The organism is Bacillus sp. AFS040349, from assembly GCF_002577655.1.
In the GTDB taxonomy this organism is placed as follows: Bacteria; Bacillota; Bacilli; order Bacillales; family Bacillaceae; genus Metabacillus.
Genome location: NZ_NUMC01000005.1, coordinates 52,715 through 69,609, shown reverse-complemented (window position 1 = coordinate 69,609; position 16,895 = coordinate 52,715). Strand labels below are relative to the sequence as shown.

Annotated in this window: 12 protein-coding genes; 2 read left to right on the top strand and 10 right to left on the bottom strand. The window is 34.4% G+C overall.

What is annotated here, in order from left to right; all coding sequences use genetic code 11:
- The first annotated feature begins 64 nt into the window (after nt 1-64).
- Nucleotides 65-1,354 carry an IS21 family transposase gene (gene istA / locus COD11_RS00575; protein WP_098794821.1) on the top strand — a complete coding sequence of 430 codons (1,290 nt, stop codon included), beginning with the start codon at nt 65-67 and terminating at the stop codon, nt 1,352-1,354.
- Entirely contained in the window at nt 1,347-2,102 is a 756-nt protein-coding gene (gene istB, locus COD11_RS00570) for an IS21-like element helper ATPase IstB (protein ID WP_098794820.1), read from the top strand. Before istA ends, istB begins: the two co-directional genes overlap by 8 nt.
- Before the next feature lie 563 nt (nt 2,103-2,665).
- Here istB and COD11_RS00565 read toward each other — a convergent pair.
- The 10 genes from COD11_RS00565 to essC all read right to left on the bottom strand — a co-directional run bounded on the left by COD11_RS00565 (nt 2,666) and on the right by essC (nt 16,865).
- Nucleotides 2,666-2,953 (bottom strand): hypothetical protein, encoded by a 288-nt coding sequence (locus tag COD11_RS00565; RefSeq protein WP_098794819.1) that lies wholly within the window; start codon nt 2,951-2,953, stop codon nt 2,666-2,668.
- A 557-nt stretch (nt 2,954-3,510) separates the two neighbouring features.
- Nucleotides 3,511-4,119, bottom strand: a complete 609-nt coding sequence (locus COD11_RS00560; protein ID WP_098794818.1) for a hypothetical protein — start codon at nt 4,117-4,119, stop codon at nt 3,511-3,513.
- Nucleotides 4,120-4,966: 847 nt separating this feature from the next.
- Complete coding sequence (locus COD11_RS00555; protein ID WP_098794817.1) at nt 4,967-5,224, bottom strand: hypothetical protein; 258 nt, start codon at nt 5,222-5,224, stop codon at nt 4,967-4,969.
- A 513-nt stretch (nt 5,225-5,737) separates the two neighbouring features.
- Nucleotides 5,738-5,986, bottom strand: a complete 249-nt coding sequence (locus COD11_RS00550) for an Imm59 family immunity protein (protein WP_098794816.1) — start codon at nt 5,984-5,986, stop codon at nt 5,738-5,740.
- A gap of 11 nt (nt 5,987-5,997) precedes the next feature.
- On the bottom strand, nt 5,998-7,983 hold the full coding sequence (locus COD11_RS00545) for a T7SS effector LXG polymorphic toxin (protein ID WP_098794815.1): 1,986 nt from the start codon (nt 7,981-7,983) through the stop codon (nt 5,998-6,000).
- Between the two features lie 29 nt (nt 7,984-8,012).
- Nucleotides 8,013-8,273 carry a DUF5344 family protein gene (locus tag COD11_RS00540; RefSeq protein WP_098794814.1) on the bottom strand — a complete coding sequence of 87 codons (261 nt, stop codon included), beginning with the start codon at nt 8,271-8,273 and terminating at the stop codon, nt 8,013-8,015.
- A 27-nt stretch (nt 8,274-8,300) separates the two neighbouring features.
- Nucleotides 8,301-8,639, bottom strand: coding sequence for a YwqH-like family protein (locus COD11_RS00535; protein WP_176550931.1), 339 nt, complete (start codon nt 8,637-8,639; stop codon nt 8,301-8,303).
- Nucleotides 8,640-8,663: 24 nt separating this feature from the next.
- Nucleotides 8,664-9,155 (bottom strand): type VII secretion protein EssA, encoded by a 492-nt coding sequence (essA, locus tag COD11_RS00530; protein ID WP_218012723.1) that lies wholly within the window; start codon nt 9,153-9,155, stop codon nt 8,664-8,666.
- Nucleotides 9,142-12,384: a type VII secretion protein EsaA gene (esaA, locus tag COD11_RS00525; RefSeq protein ID WP_098794811.1), complete on the bottom strand. Its 3,243-nt coding sequence runs from the start codon at nt 12,382-12,384 to the stop codon at nt 9,142-9,144. Before esaA ends, essA begins: the two co-directional genes overlap by 14 nt.
- Nucleotides 12,384-16,865, bottom strand: coding sequence for a type VII secretion protein EssC (essC, locus tag COD11_RS00520; protein ID WP_098794810.1), 4,482 nt, complete (start codon nt 16,863-16,865; stop codon nt 12,384-12,386). Before essC ends, esaA begins: the two co-directional genes overlap by 1 nt.
- Nucleotides 16,866-16,895 lie beyond the last annotated feature (30 nt).

Sequence of the window (16,895 nt, the reverse complement as noted above, 5' to 3'; positions counted from 1 at the left end):
AGATGATCATATAAGAATGTACAGTTCTGCAATATGCATGCATAATTACTTTGAGGTGGAGAGAATGCATGTACAGCTAGATTTACAGACAGAAATAGAAATTAAAAGCCTAGAAGATTTACCACAGTTAAAATTTCTTATGGAGAGCTTAAATATGAAAATAAATAAAAGTAAGGTTGGGCGTGAAATGGGTGTAGATAGGAGGACAGTGGATCGGTATTTAAAGGGCATGGGATCAAATAAAACTCGTAATAGAAAGTCTAGAATAGATGAGTTATATGATGTGATCTCTGAATTACTCTCAAAAGAATCAATACAAACTTTTTACTACAAGAGGGTTCTCTGGGAGTACCTAAAGGACAACCACGGTTTGGATTGTTCCCAGTCTTCTTTCCGAAGATACATATCGAACAAACCTGAGTTCCAAGCATACTTTACCGATGGCCAGAAGACTCAAGCCAATCAATCAGTTATTCGGTTTGAAACCCCTCCAGGGGAACAAGCACAATTCGACTGGAAGGAGAACATAAAATACGTAACGTCTGAGGGAGAAATTTTAAAGGTCAATGTAGGAGTCTTTCTGTTAGGAAATTCGAGATACAAGTCTTATGGTTTGACCCTGTCAAAGTCACAAAGTGTATTGATGTCATTTTTGATGGAGAGCTTTGAAGCAATCGGAGGGGTTCCAAAGACCATATTAACAGACAATATGAAAACAGTAATGGATGAACATAGAACAGAATATTCAGGAGGAGTGGTTAATGAACGTTTTGAACAATTTGCCAATGATAGTGGATTTGAAATTAAACCCTGTATTGCAGGAAGACCAAGGACAAAAGGGAAAGTAGAGAGTATTATGAAGCTTTTAGATGAAATTCATGCGTATCAGGGGAAGTTCACTTTTGAAGGTCTTCATCAATTTGTACAAATGCTTTGTGAACGCCATAATCAAAGTTTTAATCAAGGTAATAGGAAAATTCCGATACTTGCCTTAAAACAAGAAAAGAGTCACTTACTCCCCTTACCAAGGAAAGAAATAAGAGACTCTTATAAAATCAAACACAGGCTCGTAAAAGTAAACCCTGCAAGTATGATTACATACAAATCAAACCAGTATTCAGTACCAGCTGAATACAAAGGGAAAACCGTAGGTTTACAAGTCTATGACGACCACATACATGTTTATTATAACATGGATTTGATCGCACAACATCGAGTCAGTAAAAAGGTATTAAATTACAAGGAAGAACATTATCTAGACGTGTTGTCACGGGGGATGCCAGATTATCCTGATATTGACGAGCTAGCTAAAAATAATCTACTGACTATGGATGAGGTGTATAAAATTGAATAGTAGTTATCAACAATTAGTAAGTAATTTGGAATATTTAAACTTAAAACAGATGATAAATCATCTTCACGATACCATTGATTTTAGTACCAAGAATGAATTATCTTTCGTTGATACATTGATGAAGTTAACGAACTATGAAATTGATGTGCGTGAGAAGACAATGATTAATTCGATGGTTAAGGTGGGGGCTTTTCCCCACCGCAAAGAGATAAATGAGTTTAATTTTAATTTTCAACCAGCAATAAATAAACAACAGATTCTTGATTTTATTTCTCTGCGGTTTATCGAAGATAAACAAAATATTATCTTCATGGGAACGAGTGGTGTCGGTAAAACCCACTTAGCTACTTCCATAGGAATCGCTGCAGCTAAAAAACGAACAAGTACCTATTTTATTAAATGTAATGAACTTATCTTGAACTTAAAAAAGGCAAAGCTAGAAAACCGATTAGAATCTCGATTAAAGCACTATGGGAAGTATAAATTATTAATTATTGATGAAATTGGTTACCTTCCAATTGACAAAGAAGATGCCAAACTATTTTTTCAGCTGATTGATTTAAGATACGAAAAGAAAAGTACAATTTTAACAACAAATATAGGCTTTAAAGAATGGGATGCGGTGTTCCAGGATACTAAATTAGCAAATGCAATATTAGATCGTGTTTTACACCACGCAACAGTCGTAAATATTGTTGGTCCTTCTTACAGAATTAAAGATCACTTAGCAAAAGAAGATGATGATTAATTTTGTACATTCTTAAACGATCAAAGTTGTACATCGTTAGCTTGACATTTACACCCTCCAATAGAACCATTAATATTCGGTCTGTTTTTCAGCAAAACTGAAGAGGCTCCTCCGCCAGCTAATGTAAACACACCAAGACTATTCAACCAGTGCTCCTTTGACAGGGGATCCTCAGGATTGATTACACCATTGATATAACTGTAGAACCAATTAATTCTTTATCTCCTTTTCTACGTATCTAGGTGAAATTTTTAATAAACCATACCTCATTACAACAACATTGTGTAATTCAATCGTTCATCTTTACTAATCCATATATAGCCAAAGTAAACATTATAATTTTATAATTACCTAAAGAGATTTTGGTCTTTGTCATCATGCATCAGTTTTGGATTTAGATTGCTTGAAACGGATAAGGAAAGTCAAAAACCATATAACCTATAAACCTTCAATGAATAGTAAATGTAGTATAACTTTCTTTGTTTCTCGTTTAGAGAAATTGATTTATTCTTTCTAGAGATCTCTAATATCATTTCATAATATTAATTTTCATTCGAAGTTAGTTATCCCAACTTCTTAAATAACTCATATAAATCTAATAATTGAACTCCAAGTTCGCTACTAAAATCCCAAGTATCGGTAATAAACCTTGGATATGATGGGATATGACTTTTAGATTCCATCATTTGTTCTATATCTTTATAGAAATTTTCAAGTTGACTTATTGTCCCATCTTTACCTTGCCCTAATTTGTGAGCTTTAATTTCACACTCTAACTTTACTTTCACTTTTTCAGCTTCCTTAATAAAGTTTAAGGTATTATTAAGTCGTCTAGGTTCGTTATATACCATTGTTTTACTTCTCCAATATATTGATTACCCATTTGAAACTGTGGGCCTGCTTTTCATTTAATTTTAATTGTGTATGGTTTAACCTGCCAATGTTGAATACCTGTCATCTGTTCCATGTGGTGGAAGTGCTAAATTACTTCTATTCACTTGTATTGAAAATTTTCACAAGTATTAATATCAACATAAAATCTTAAACATTAAGTATTTTGAACCAACAACATCGAGCTTATTTTCAAACGATTCAAATGTAGTCTTTCTGAATTGACGTGGTACTCCTTGTGATTTTAAATATTAAGATGCTTGTTTTACACCATAATATGGGGCATTAAGGATAACCGTAACCTTACTTAAAAGAATAAGCGATAACTGGGTTACCAATTATCGCTTATTAAATCAAACCTTTAGTCTACTATAAAGTAACGACTTTTTTACCACTTTTCTCTCAACTACTTGAAAGGTTTTTGTACCCTCTGCGAGTTTTTCAAAACTACCATTTAACCGAGTCTAAATTAGCCCCTTAAACAAAACATATCATAAAGATAACATAGACTCTTAGTTTACCCAAAAAGATACAACCTTTTCAGCTCTTCTATTAGATTAGAATCTCCCTCTACTTTAATTTTATCAATAAGATCATAGAAACGTTTTAAATTAGTACAATAATTAAACATAACTCCAGCAGCAATTTTTAGCCTTCTGGATTCAGTGATGTAAATCTTAGAAGTATCTTCTCCTAAATACAAAACATTATATTTATCTTCCTTTTCCTTTTCTAAAATAATTCTGTTTAGTTTCAGATCAAAAAAGGAGTAATACCGATTACCAAAAGCTTTTTCAAAAATTTCTTGGATTTCTTTTAATGATTGTGTATTCTCGATCTCATCACTAAAATTTGAATGATAATCTCTAATCTCTAGCCTATTTTTTGCATAGATATATAAAGCTACAACCGACTTATATTCCTCTAAAAAGGAAGCTTCTTTAAACTCTTTTCCTCTTGATACACTAATAAGATTAAAACAGCTATTTGACATATCAAAAGTCAATTTAGCAAAATTTTCAGGATAATGGTCGATTCCTAACGGAGCGATAGAAATAATTCCTTTTTCCCTATTCATAATACAAAATTCTTTTGAGATTAGGTTATAAATGTTGGTAAGGTTCACTACTTTTCACTCCTTCACAGCCATGAAATATCTTTAGGTGATCACAAAATTATGCATTTAGTTAGAATAGAACAAAACGAATCAATACTAAGAAAGTAAGTTGAAAACTGAAGGACACTTGATTCAAATTCATAATGTTTCTAGTTGTGTCCCTAGTTTTAGTAATCATTTAAACTTTGACCATCTTATAAAGAAGTTTGTAGCAGATGTGGAATTGGATGCAGGAGCAATATACGGGCAGGAACTGTAAATCCACTATTCGGTTTTGAAAGTGGAGGAACGTAATTTATAAAGTACTATTATTTATCAAACAAATAGATTCTTGGAATCATACATCAGTTTTGGTTTAGATTGCTTGAAACAGGAAAGTAAAAACCATATAACCTATAGACCTTCAAAGAACAGTTAATGGAGTATAACTATTCTTTGTTTCTCGTTTAGAGAAATTGATTTATTCTTTCTATTTTCTCTCTCTCCTGCCCATGAGTTGAGATACGTAGTACATTTACCAAACACCAATAAATTCATTTATCTGATTTGAACAGATTCCCAAACATTACAGATTTTTTTAAATTTCAAAACTTCAATTTCATCTCGTGTTACTATTTTCTCATAATAGTATTTATCTGTTCGTTCGAATCCATTTTGCTTTGCAAGTTCTGAATTAGTAGTTCCTAGCCTAAATTGTGATCCTGCAGCATTAAAACTTAAATTGAATATATTTCCTTTTTGTCTTGCTGTGTAATCAACTTCAAAAATTTCGTCAATCTCTTCTTTCTTAACTTCCTTAATATACAGGCTGGGGAGATTGGTACTATCTTTAATATTGACAGAATATAGCTTTTCTTTAACTATTCCCAGATAAATAGTTGTGTCTACTTAGGAGTAATTCATAAAAATAATTAAATGCTTGAATCTCGTTTAAAAACTCTTTGATTACATAATGTCCTCCTTTCTCCTTTGTTTGATATATTTTCCAAATACAATTATCAAATGCACACCCCATAACAAGTGGTTCATCCGTAATATTATCAATTACTACTATATATTCACCTAAATTAAATTTACTCGATTCATATATCGTTAAGAACTCTTGCTTTGTCACATTACAGCCTCCTTAACCTAGGTAGTTCTTAATAAAAAAGAAACCCCGAAAGGCAAAATATAGAAATTAATCCACGTACTTTAATTGCTTAATAAATCAATACAACAGCCATTTTGATTTTAAACTTTGATTTTACTTCATACTTATTACGCTCTAATTCAATTACTGTTATTAAACTAATGTCTGGGCATTTAGTAGAGTAACAATTTGTTCAGCTCCATTCATTAATTTCTCGCCTGCAAAACTACTAAGTCTCTCTACAATGTAAAATGTCATCTCTTTCGATTATCTTACTTTTAATGCTATTCAAATATTTAAACATAATGCTTTAAATGTACAACCATCAAAAGTTATGAATTTCAAAAAACATTATTCCTGTTGCTCTCTATCTTTAAAATTCTCAATAAAAAAGCACATGTTGCCTAAATGACAATCAAGTGCTTTAAGTTCATGTATTTTCTAAGCTTTCATGTTTGGGTTTAAGTTTGTAAGTTTCATTGGATCGTAAAAACTTTATAGCTCCCTTAATATTTTATCAGCCCTTAATCTATCAATAAAATCATCTAATGCTTCTTCCTCGTCCGCATAGGTATCTTGTGAATTTGTAATTTTGCTAGCCCTTTCATCTGTTACATAAACAATCCATTTATCATTCTCATGCCTTAAAACAACTTCATTTTCTCTATTATCCCTTACTTCATTCATATTATAATCTTGTAATTTCTCCTCATGTATTATTCTTATTGCCTCTTTTATATTCATGGTATATCCTCCTATTTAATTTCCTTAAGCAAACCTAATCTTTCTAATTGTTCAACCGTAAGACTAAATTCATATTGAACTGCTCCTCCTTTTCCCCAACCTTCAACAGCTGCCGCATTTCCTTTATATGAAACAAGCCTGCTATAGTCACCTTTATAATATTTTCTTACTGTAGTTTCAATCTCAGTTTTTAACTTTATATCTGTACAATTATCAACATACTCTTTGATTTTAGTAAAATCTCCCTTAACTTCATATTGATGATAATTTGATAAGTCTTCTACATATGGTAATGAACGTTCTGTATATGAATACGATTCTCCATTAATTACAGGAGATGTATATCTACCATTAGCATTACCATATCTATCAATTACTTCTCGCATCTCTGGAGTGAATGGTTCTTTTATTGCAGTTCCATCTACACTTAGTGTATAGCCTCCTTCAGCAGCTTTACTCCAATCAATTGAACCATCAGGATTTAATACTGATGAATTCTTTGGTATTTGAATACCGTCTGGCCATTTACCTTCTTTTAAAAATTTATTTGCTACATCTATATTTACATTTTTCAATAAATAATTATATAACTCATCATTATTGCATGTAGACTTTCTCCACAGGCTAACAGCTTCTGCCGTACCCTCAACACCATCTTCATTCCCCTTTCGCTTTCCTTCAATAGAACCATTAATTTTCGGCCTATTTTTCAGCAAAACTGAAGAGGCTCCTCCGCCAGCTAATGTAAACACACCAAGACTATTCAACCAGTGCTCCTTAGATAAGGGATCCTCAGGATTGAATGTACCATTGATTATATCTGCAGAACCAAAAGTTACATAGTTTAAAAAGTCATAGAAAGAGTCTGTAGAGTTATTGTAACGAAGTTTTGCCCCTTCCCAAGTGACTTTCGCTCCATCTAGCCCACCCAGTGTAAGATAATTAGTAAAGTCATATGGAGAATCAAACATTTTATCGGCTCTAGTTTCGAGACCGTGCCAGACGTCTTGACCTATCTCTTTAAAACTATTCAAAGATTTATCAAAGAAATTTAATTCTTCATTTTCCTTTTTTTCTACTTTCTCAGGCGAAACTTTTAATAAACCATACCTCATATACAGTAACATTGTGTAATTCAATCGTTCATCTTTACTTAGCTGTGATCCCGTTACAGGATCAAATCCATAGATTGCACGAAGTAAATCATTATAACCAGAGAATTCAGCCACATTAAACTCAGCATCATTCCAATTTCCTTCATACAATGTATTGGTTTGAATTCCCTGTTCCTCAAGCTCTTTATTTTTCAGTCGTAAGTAGTTATCTGTATGAAACTTCGCTCCTGCTTGAAGCTGATAGATTTCACTAGTACGAAAAGCTTCTGCATTAAAGTGAATAGGTTGTATTTTCACTCCTGTTGATGTGGCATCTTTCAATGCTTGATACAATGATTGTGCATTTTCCTGTTCATACATGGAATACATATACTCATTGAGTAATTCTTGATCGACTCTCTCAACAGCTTCTATCGTTTTTTGCCTTTTCACGCGTGAATCGTCCATGTGTGCTTGAAAGTCTGAGGTGGAAAATACTTGTAAGGAAAGTATATCATTTATTTTTTGGAAGATGCTATTTAATTCAGTTCGATGTTGATCGACCATATCTTCTGCTTGTCTTTCACATTTACTTAAATTATCTTCTAAAAAGCTGCTATGTACAATTGTTTCTGCACCTAGCTTATCACTGATTAATTTATAGTTAACTCCATTAAAAAAAGCAATCTGACAATCTATTAATTGAAACCAGGCATCTATGACTTCCGTGTGCGCTTTATAAAACCCTTTTATCGCATCAGCACCTTTACCGGTAAATGAATCTAGTTCGACAAGTGCTTGAAACGTTTTTTGTAAGGATTCCAGCTGTGATCGTAGTTTTTCGTAATCATTCGATCTCTTTTCCATCGTATCGACCAAAGACTGTGAATCAAGTACCCTCAATTCGTCCACCTCATCTCTTTAAACTCTATTCACCTTGATATGGCTTCGTCCTGATTTTTCATGGCCGTTACGTTAATTTTAGTATCTGCTACATTTTTTTCTAATTCCTTCATATAATCAGTTATTAACCTAATAATCTTTTGTTCTCGTTCCTTCCATTCTATTGTATAAGTAAGATAGTTTTCGCCTAACAGAGAGACAGGTACATCCTCAAGCTTTACATTTTCGATTGCTTTTTGAACCTCGTCTAACTTATCCATTACATCTGAATGAATTAGTTGAATTTTCATAAAAAGTCACCCTACTTAATCTAATATTTAGTCTTCATCATTTTCTAGTGACCACAATAAGGCGTATAGACTTGCTATTTCCGTCTGTAAGGAAGCTATTTTTTCACTTATTGAGCTTTGATAGGTGTCATATTGGGCGGACCCAATCCATTGCATATTGTTATAGGCAAGTTCTCGTTTATCATCATATTCATCTGATCGAACACCCTTACAGCTAGGTGCTAATTCAGGCTCCTTGATCATTTTGATTTCTTGTAATAAAGATTGCTGTTCTCCTCTAATTTCACCATTGGCTGTTTGGAGTCTAGAAATTTGTTCTTGTAATTCTTGAATTCTGGCACGTATCGCTCCTGCGTATATCCCCATCCTATCTCTCCTCCCCATTCAAAGCTATGAACTTTCTATCCTTTTCTTATTTGCTTTACCATATGTAACAAACACAATTGTAAGCATAATTAAGCAAAAGATAATGAAACCAAGAATTAGCAGAGATAAGGATGAAGAGGATTTAGAATCCTCTTCTGTTTTCACTACCTTAATTGACTGTGATCCTGAGAATAGGTTTAGCTGCTTTGCTTGGTGGATAATTGTATTTGTGTTTTGATTTTCCTTTTTAAATATCTCTGCATTTATTTCATCAACGTTAAAGATCTTTTTTCGTTTAAACGTTAATATCTTTTGTTCTTCAGGAATTTGATGCTTTTCTTTCGTTAAAGCATCTCCCTCGATAAGGTCTGTGTCTTTATTACCTGTTTTTCGTTCGTATTCATTTGGACTTAATTCCTCTATGCTTTCAATATTAGTACTCCCCTTAACAGGAGAAGCAAAGCCTAACGAAAAGAAAATAAAAAGCATAAAGGCTATCAACTTACATCGCTTCATTATAATCATCTGTTTCCGCTTGGATTGCATTCAAGCTGCGACGTTCCAATAGAATTTGGACAGCTAGAAGGATAAGGAACATAACCGCTAAAATACTAATTCCTGGTAAAAATAAGGAATCGCGACCGTACTGGATTGATGTATACACTTTTGACATTGGGTCATTAAAAGTAAAGTTTGGTGTTGTTAGAGATAGTAACGGAACAACATAGAATACAATCATTCCCATTACAGCTATCGCTCCAACTAAACGTTGAATTGTAAAGGACACCAATATAATTCCCGAGCTAACAAGCATTAACATAATGGTAAAGATTGTCCATTCCATTCCTTTTGTCTCATCTAACCCATATATATTCATTCCGTACAAACTAATCACAAAACCGACCGTTAAGTTTAGTAAAACAAACAGTACTGCTTTTAACCAATACGGTAAAGAATGAAAGAAATGAATCAAAAAGCCAATCATTAAACTTGCTAATAAAACGATAAACATAACAACTACAGGTGGAACGATTTTTTCTTGCTTTTGCACAGTCTCACCTGCTGTTAACTGAAGAGGACTTGCTAAGAATTCATACACATGGCCATTTGTTTGTCCATCCACAAAAGCATTTCCTAAGACGCTAAACACATCATCTCGGATAAGCTCAGTTGAAACGACATTTGCATTCCATTTATCATTTAAAAGATCTGCATTTGCTTGCACTTTATTGACTTGCTGTTGCAAGTTATTTGTATAGTCTACAATTGTGTCCTGACTATTTTTAGCAGAGTTTATCCATTGATAAATAGATTGTATTTTCCCAGCCAGTTGTACCTGATTCGAGACAAGGTCGCTACTAGTTTTACTGTTAGCTAATACAGGTGCTTCTGATATACTTTCCAGTTCTCCTAGCATTATTTGCTCCAGAATTGCTTCTGCTCCATCACCTATAGAGGTTAAATCGTTCATTAAATCTTCGTGATTTTCTTGTATCGCTCCATGATATTGAGCAGCATAGACAGTGAACGCATCCTCTAAAGCTACTAACCCATCCTTTGTAGTAGGTAAATGATGCTCCATCTTTTCCCAGATATCTGTATTTGAGTCTGGTACCTTAAGAATCTCTTCAAGCTCACTTACTAATTCTTCATTCTCAAGAACTTCCTTTTTAATATCTTTATCCAGAGTATTACCAGTCAAGGTCGTCTCATATTGAGATAAGTATGCATAATAATGTAGTAAGTCAATAATATCTCCAGAAACAATTTCATTAGAGAACATTTCCGTCAATACTTCTTTTCTACGATCTGAAAGTAAAGATGAACTCAAGATTTCTTGTTCTTTTCTATTAATTTCATCAATTATGATCAAAATATCATCCGTCACCTGTGCAATTTGAATTCTTAGCTGTTTATTTATCTCTATTAAATCGTCTTTATAGCTAGATAATTCGTTATATTTCTCCGTCATTACCTCAAAGCGTTTCAATAACTTATCGTTTGCCGCAGCTAAACTTTTTACCTCTTTTTTCAAAGAATCAGTTTCGGGTTTTTCGGCAATCTTTTTATTAAGGTTGTTAATTTGACTACTTAAATCATCCATTTCTGTTAATAGTTGATCTTGATCTTCATTTTCCACCATTTTAATGGATTTTTTCACTTCATCTATTCGACTAGAGACATTTGCTAATGATTTCTGACTTACAAGAATTTCATCTTGATTTGTAGCATCATCGCCTGATGTTGGAGGTTGTGAACCTACATTTCCTGAATTTGGTGAAGTTTTATTATCTTCCTCATTATTAGGATCATGCGAACTTACAGCCCTACCTTCATTTCCAACCTCAGATTGATTTTCTGTCCCAGCCTTGTCTTCGGACTTAGGCAAGTCTTTTGCTGCATCTTCATTATCTCCGGACTCCTGTGAATCTACTGCCGCATCATTGCTTTCGGGACTTTCCGAATCTTCTGCCCCATCATTTCCTTCGGGATTCTGCGGTTTAGCTGTCTCATCATTTCCTACTGGATTCGCCGGTTCATCTTCCCCACCAATGTCTCCAGGATTCTCCGGTTCTTCATCATTTCCGCCACCTCCTCCATAAGTAGGAGGTGGTGGAGTGTCTGGAATATCTGGAATGATTGGATCTCCTTCTAGTCCCGCTAATTTCCATTTCAATTCAATTATTTTTGTTTGAAAATGATTTAAGGAAACCGTATTAATCAATTGCTTTTGATAGTAATCTAGAAGACTTGAGTGATAGTTTAGCAGTGATTGCTTCTGGTTATTGGTAAAGCCATTTTGTTGCTCCTTCATTGTATGGAATAGCTGTTGTCCCTCTTCCATTCCTTGCTCTATTTCAGTCATTTGCCTTAAAAGCTGCAGCTGATTTTTGTTAAATAGTTGTTCTGTTTTTTGTAGGCGTGGTTGTTGCATTTGTGTTATCTTATTAATTTTCAACTTTGATTCTGTCTGTATTTGTGCTAATAGCTGCTGCTGTCCTTCTTGGTAGGCTTTATACTTCTCCACACCCTGAATAAAGTTAGACAAATTCTGCGTGAATCCATTTAGAACATCTTCTTGTCCATCTGACTCTTGGTTTACCTCTTGAATCGAGCTTTGTAAACTAACAAGAAGTGATTGTTGACCATCTAGTTGCTCCGCCAAACTCTTAGAGCTAGGCTTGTAAAAAGCGTGCATCGTTTCTTGGAAATCTCGTTCTTTTTGTAAAATCTGATCAAATTCCTCACGAACAGAATTTAGGTCTGTCGCGATAAAGTTCCAGTAAAGCGAAGACAAATTTTTATTCACTCGTTTACTTGCTTGTTCAATCTCTAATAACGCTTTTTCCTGATTCACCGCATTCAATTGTGTTTGTAATTTATAATCAAAGTTTACCTTGCTAGGGTTGTTCTCATCATAAGTCATTGCAGTTTGTGAAAAGTCCGATGGAATGTAAACCACGGCATCATACTTTAAATTGCGTAGGCCATTTTCAGCCGAACTCCGACTCACCACATTCCAATTATAATTGGAATCATTTTCAAGAATATTTGTAATCTTACTGCCTAACTCCAATTTCTCGCCGTCTTCTTCCATTCCAATGTCCTCATTGACGACAGCAATAACCTGCGTGGCATTTTCTTTGATCTTTAAAGGCTCTTTCCCGATTGCCTGAAAAAAGACAAATGGAGCCAGAATAATGAAAATCGTTATAATGATTAGCTTCCACAAGCCGCTCTTCATTACGTATGCACCTTCCTTTCGGTTAACATAAGTGGAATTTGAATTTTCGTATCCTTTCCATTCGCAACATAATACCCAAAGCCTGGTTGAATTTCTTGTTCCTTTCGAACATAAGGGAGATTAAATAAGGTTTGGTCTGTTTTTTTCATTAAAACAATACCTTGTTGAACCTGCTTCACTTCAGCTGTTAATGGTTCAAATCCTCGAGATAAATCGTTATTAGAACCAGCAACAACAATATGGAAGCCTAAGTGTCCAAAGCTTGTCATATACCGAACGAGTTGATCTTGTGTCTTTTTATCAATCGTTTGTAAAAATCTTGCATAACCATCAATAAACAGATAAATTGACTCATACTGAACAGTGTTAATACCTTGCTCAAGCATAAGCTGTTGCTCTCTAGCTCTTTCATGTAAGATATCATCGAGCGAATCTAACCAGTTTTTAATAGATTCATTAGTAGTTAGATAGACAACTTGCTCCTTATCTCTGTAATCAATTAAACCTTGGTCAATTGAATCAAATATGGCCAATTGTTGGACACCTTGCTCTATTGTGTTATGAATCAGTACCTTAACTATATTTGTCTTTCCTATTTGAGATTGGCCAACAATAACACAATGCTTATGCTGCTTAAAATCAACACAAACAGGTTGTACAGTCTCTTCGTTTAAGCCGATTGGAGTCACACCTGTTTGTGATTTTTTCATAAAAGTCACAAACTGTTTGTAATTTAATTCTGTTGGTAGCATTGGAATTCCAACAGGTTCATCCAAGTCACTGTATTTGTCTTGTAAATGCTGTACTTCTTCTTTCAATAGTCGCAATTGCTCATAATCATCCTTTCCTTCATTGGACAAATAAACTTGTGAAAGATAAGTTTCATCCTTTTTAATGAGAACCCGTCCAGGGATTGGTTCAGGAATGAACGGTACCCGCCCAACTATCGAAAATGCTTCGTTATGATCAATTAAATAGTGAACAATTTTCGTTCTTAATGTATTTAATAATGATTGTCTAATTGCATTTAATCTTGTTGCAGATAAAATGATATAAATTCCTAACGATTGTCCGTCTCTGGCAATCTGTTGCACCGTTGTTTCAAAATCAAGCATTTCTTCTTTTACAACATCAAAATTATCAATTGTGATAAATAATAGTGGTAGCTTGTTTTCCGACAAATGGTTGTACATTTTTATCGAGCTGACCTCTAATTCCTGAAACAGCACCTTTCGATTAGCCATTTCCTCCCGTAATCTACCAACCAATTTTTCTAATTTTCGATCTTCATCCATAATGAAATATTCTGCTGTATGTGGTAATTGTTTTAATGGAAGTAAACCACCATTTCCAAAATCTAATAGGAAATAGTGGATTTCCTCTGGTGTATATTCGTGTGCCATACCCATTAAAAGTGTTATTAGTGTTTGCGTTTTTCCATAGCCGGAAGAACCAATCAACCCGATGTTTCCATCCTCCATTAATTCGTAATAATATGGTGATTGAATTTGCTTTTCTGGTTCATCCGTCATAGCCACTAATACACGTGATGATTTTTCCTTAGCAAGATGATTTGAATGCTTATATAATCGATTTGCTAATGGCTCTAGCCATGGACTTCTTAGCTTCTTAATGCCAAGTTTCTTTTGCGTGCTCTCAATTTTATCCACAATTAGCTCAATTTCTGTCTTCACTGTATTTACTACACTCTGTTCAGTTGCTAGATCAGATAATGGGATCAGACCCAGGTCAGTTACAATCGCCACCTCATCCTCACTTATCGATGTATCTTCTTGATACGGTGCTCCACTCCATGCTGATTGAAAAAGTTCGTATACCTCGTTGTTCCCAACCTGCAAGTACCCCCTACCAGTTATGGTAATACCAGCTGCATCACCATTTTTCAAAATCTCTCGACTGTCCTCAACATTTTGAACTTTTAGCGCTACTCTAAATCTGGCATTACTCAAAATCTGATCATTGATCACCCCACCTGGTTTTTGCGTTGCTAAGATAAGGTGAACACCGAGACTTCTTCCAATACGAGCTGCACTAACTAGCTCCTGAATAAACTCTGGTTCCTCACTCTTCAATTCAGCAAACTCATCTGAAATGATGAATAAATGGGGTAGTGGATCAGCTGTTTTTCCTTCTTTGTACATTCGCGTGTATTGATTTATATGTGTTACTTGATATTCATCAAATAAACGCTGTCTGTGTTTTAATTCACTTTTTATCGAAGCAAGTGCTCGTGTGCTAAAGTTTTTACTCCCCTCGATATTCGTAATTGTCCCTAACAAATGAGGAATCCCTTTAAATGGTTGAGCCATTCCTCCTCCTTTATAGTCAATTAACAGGAATGACACCTCATGCGGATGAAAATGTACGGCTAGAGATAATATGTAGGTTTGTAAAAATTCACTTTTCCCTGATCCCGTTGTTCCTGCAAGCAAACCATGAGGACCGTGAGCCTTTTCGTGCAAGTTTAATTCAACAAGGTCATTTTTCCCTTTTAAACCAACGGGAACAGCCAATGACTTTGCCGACTCCATCGTCAACCAGTTTTGTGAGATTGGAAGATCCGTTATATCCTTCACCTGAAGCATTTCCAAGAACGATACATGATCTGGGATTGAGTTGGTAATACCAACCTGGTGATTTAGAGTACGCAGCATTCTTGCAAAAGCTTCATTATTTTTTTGTGTATGTTCATCTAAGCGAAAACTAATTTGCACTGCTTTTTTCTGCTGAATTAATATATCGCCTTCTTCGTCATTGATATAACGAACAAGTGTATGAATATTGTCCGAGAAGCTTTCCTTTACCTCGGCAACGAATACTACTGATATTCCTAAATGAGTATAATCTCCCTCTAAATATTGCATAATCACATGCTCAGAAATTAATTGCTGATCAGTAATAAAAAAGATAAAATGAGGCAAAAATTTCACTTTTCCCTTATCTTCTACCAGGTCCCGTTCTCTTATCATTTCGTAAATAAAGGTGAGTAGCTGATCCCTGGTTCTTTCGTTATAAATAAACCCTTTTGCAAATGATTGTGGAAATCGAAAGTGTGGAAGCCATTTCATCCACTCCCATTCAACATACTCATCTTCATTAAAAATGAAAATAAAACGAACATCATGGTAGCTATGCTGAAAAGCCAATTGTCCAATTAGTTGATGTAACTCCTTTTTGAGTACGGACCTTTTACCAATTAAACCGATTGCTCCTTCCGATAGATTGACTGTGATCGGAAGATTTTTTAACGAACGATAAGTATTTTCTAACTTTTGTGACTCTTCTAATAAATCATCCATTTCACGCTTTGACATATCTGTATTGTTATTTGTCATGCTATAACTCGCAGGAACTGTCCCTCTACCAAGTCGAAATTGTAAAAAATCATCACTCTCAATTGTTCTCTCCCATATTCGATCAGAAATATGAGAAGTAAGATATTTCATTCGTTCAAAGCTGGGAAAGTGAAATTCTAAAACCTTTTGTTGCTTTTGGGCTAATTGCTCTAACTCTTCCCGTTTTGTTACAAGGTATTGCTTGTAAATTCTTCTACGACGCTGTTCATTTTGTTTATGGCGTTTTCTATCTTTAACATATTGTGCGGTTGACGTTAGTAAAGTTGTTAGAAACATAACAATCGATACAACGATAAAAATTCCTCTTGGAACAAAAATCGTTATGAATGTCATCGCGAGTAGCATTGTTAACGGAGGAAGGATAATAAGCCACAAGCCACGACGGTTATCTTCTACTTCCTGTGAGGGGAAAGACAATTGCACTTTATCATCAGGAAGATCATAAATCATTCGAGGTGTCCGTCGATAAATGGGATAACGCTTTTGCATTTCTGATTGCGGCATATCTATGATAGGCAAGCTACACTCAAATTTCTCAAGGTACTTTACTTGTATCGTATCCTCAGTAATAAACGTAATTTGCATAAAATCCCAAAGAATAGTATCTCCCTTTTTAATAAAAAAACATTCCTTTTGCTGATGACCATTCACATATAATCTAGTTTTCAATGCTTTTATATTCCACTTTGTATGTTGTTTATATAAAGTAAATTCTTCATTATCGGATTGGGAATGTATCCCCTTCACTAAATCACCAGTTTGTGGAGCAATCGTAAACAGACACTCATCTTTATGACCAATATAGAATGTCCCCTCGAAAGAAAATTCCGTTGTTATCATCATTTTTAATGAATAGTCACCTAGGAAAACCTGTTGTTCTTGATTAAGCTTAATATTAATCTCTAATTCATTATCTATCTTTATACGAGCAGCACTTTCCTCTACCCATACTAGAATAGTGTCCTCTACCTCTTTTACACTAGATATTGTCAACGTATCAGATAGACTAGTACCAATCGTAATCGGTTCTTTGCTTCCTTGTTCTACTAAAATAGATTGATAGGTGTTCTGATAAAATATCCAAAGTCGAATTAAGCTATTCACCTCTATTGCTTCGTTGTTGGTTGAGCCTGT

Excerpts from the sequence above, each read along its gene's own strand:
- istA (WP_098794821.1), top strand. The coding sequence starts at position 65 with ATGCATGTACAGCTAGATTTACAGACAGAAATAGAAATTAAAAGCCTA.
- COD11_RS00565 (WP_098794819.1), bottom strand. The coding sequence starts at position 2,953 with ATGGTATATAACGAACCTAGACGACTTAATAATACCTTAAACTTTATT.
- COD11_RS00550 (WP_098794816.1), bottom strand. The coding sequence starts at position 5,986 with ATGAATATAAAAGAGGCAATAAGAATAATACATGAGGAGAAATTACAA.
- COD11_RS00540 (WP_098794814.1), bottom strand. The coding sequence starts at position 8,273 with ATGAAAATTCAACTAATTCATTCAGATGTAATGGATAAGTTAGACGAG.
- COD11_RS00535 (WP_176550931.1), bottom strand. The coding sequence starts at position 8,639 with ATGGGGATATACGCAGGAGCGATACGTGCCAGAATTCAAGAATTACAA.
- essA (WP_218012723.1), bottom strand. The coding sequence starts at position 9,155 with ATGAAGCGATGTAAGTTGATAGCCTTTATGCTTTTTATTTTCTTTTCG.
- esaA (WP_098794811.1), bottom strand. The coding sequence starts at position 12,384 with ATGAAGAGCGGCTTGTGGAAGCTAATCATTATAACGATTTTCATTATT.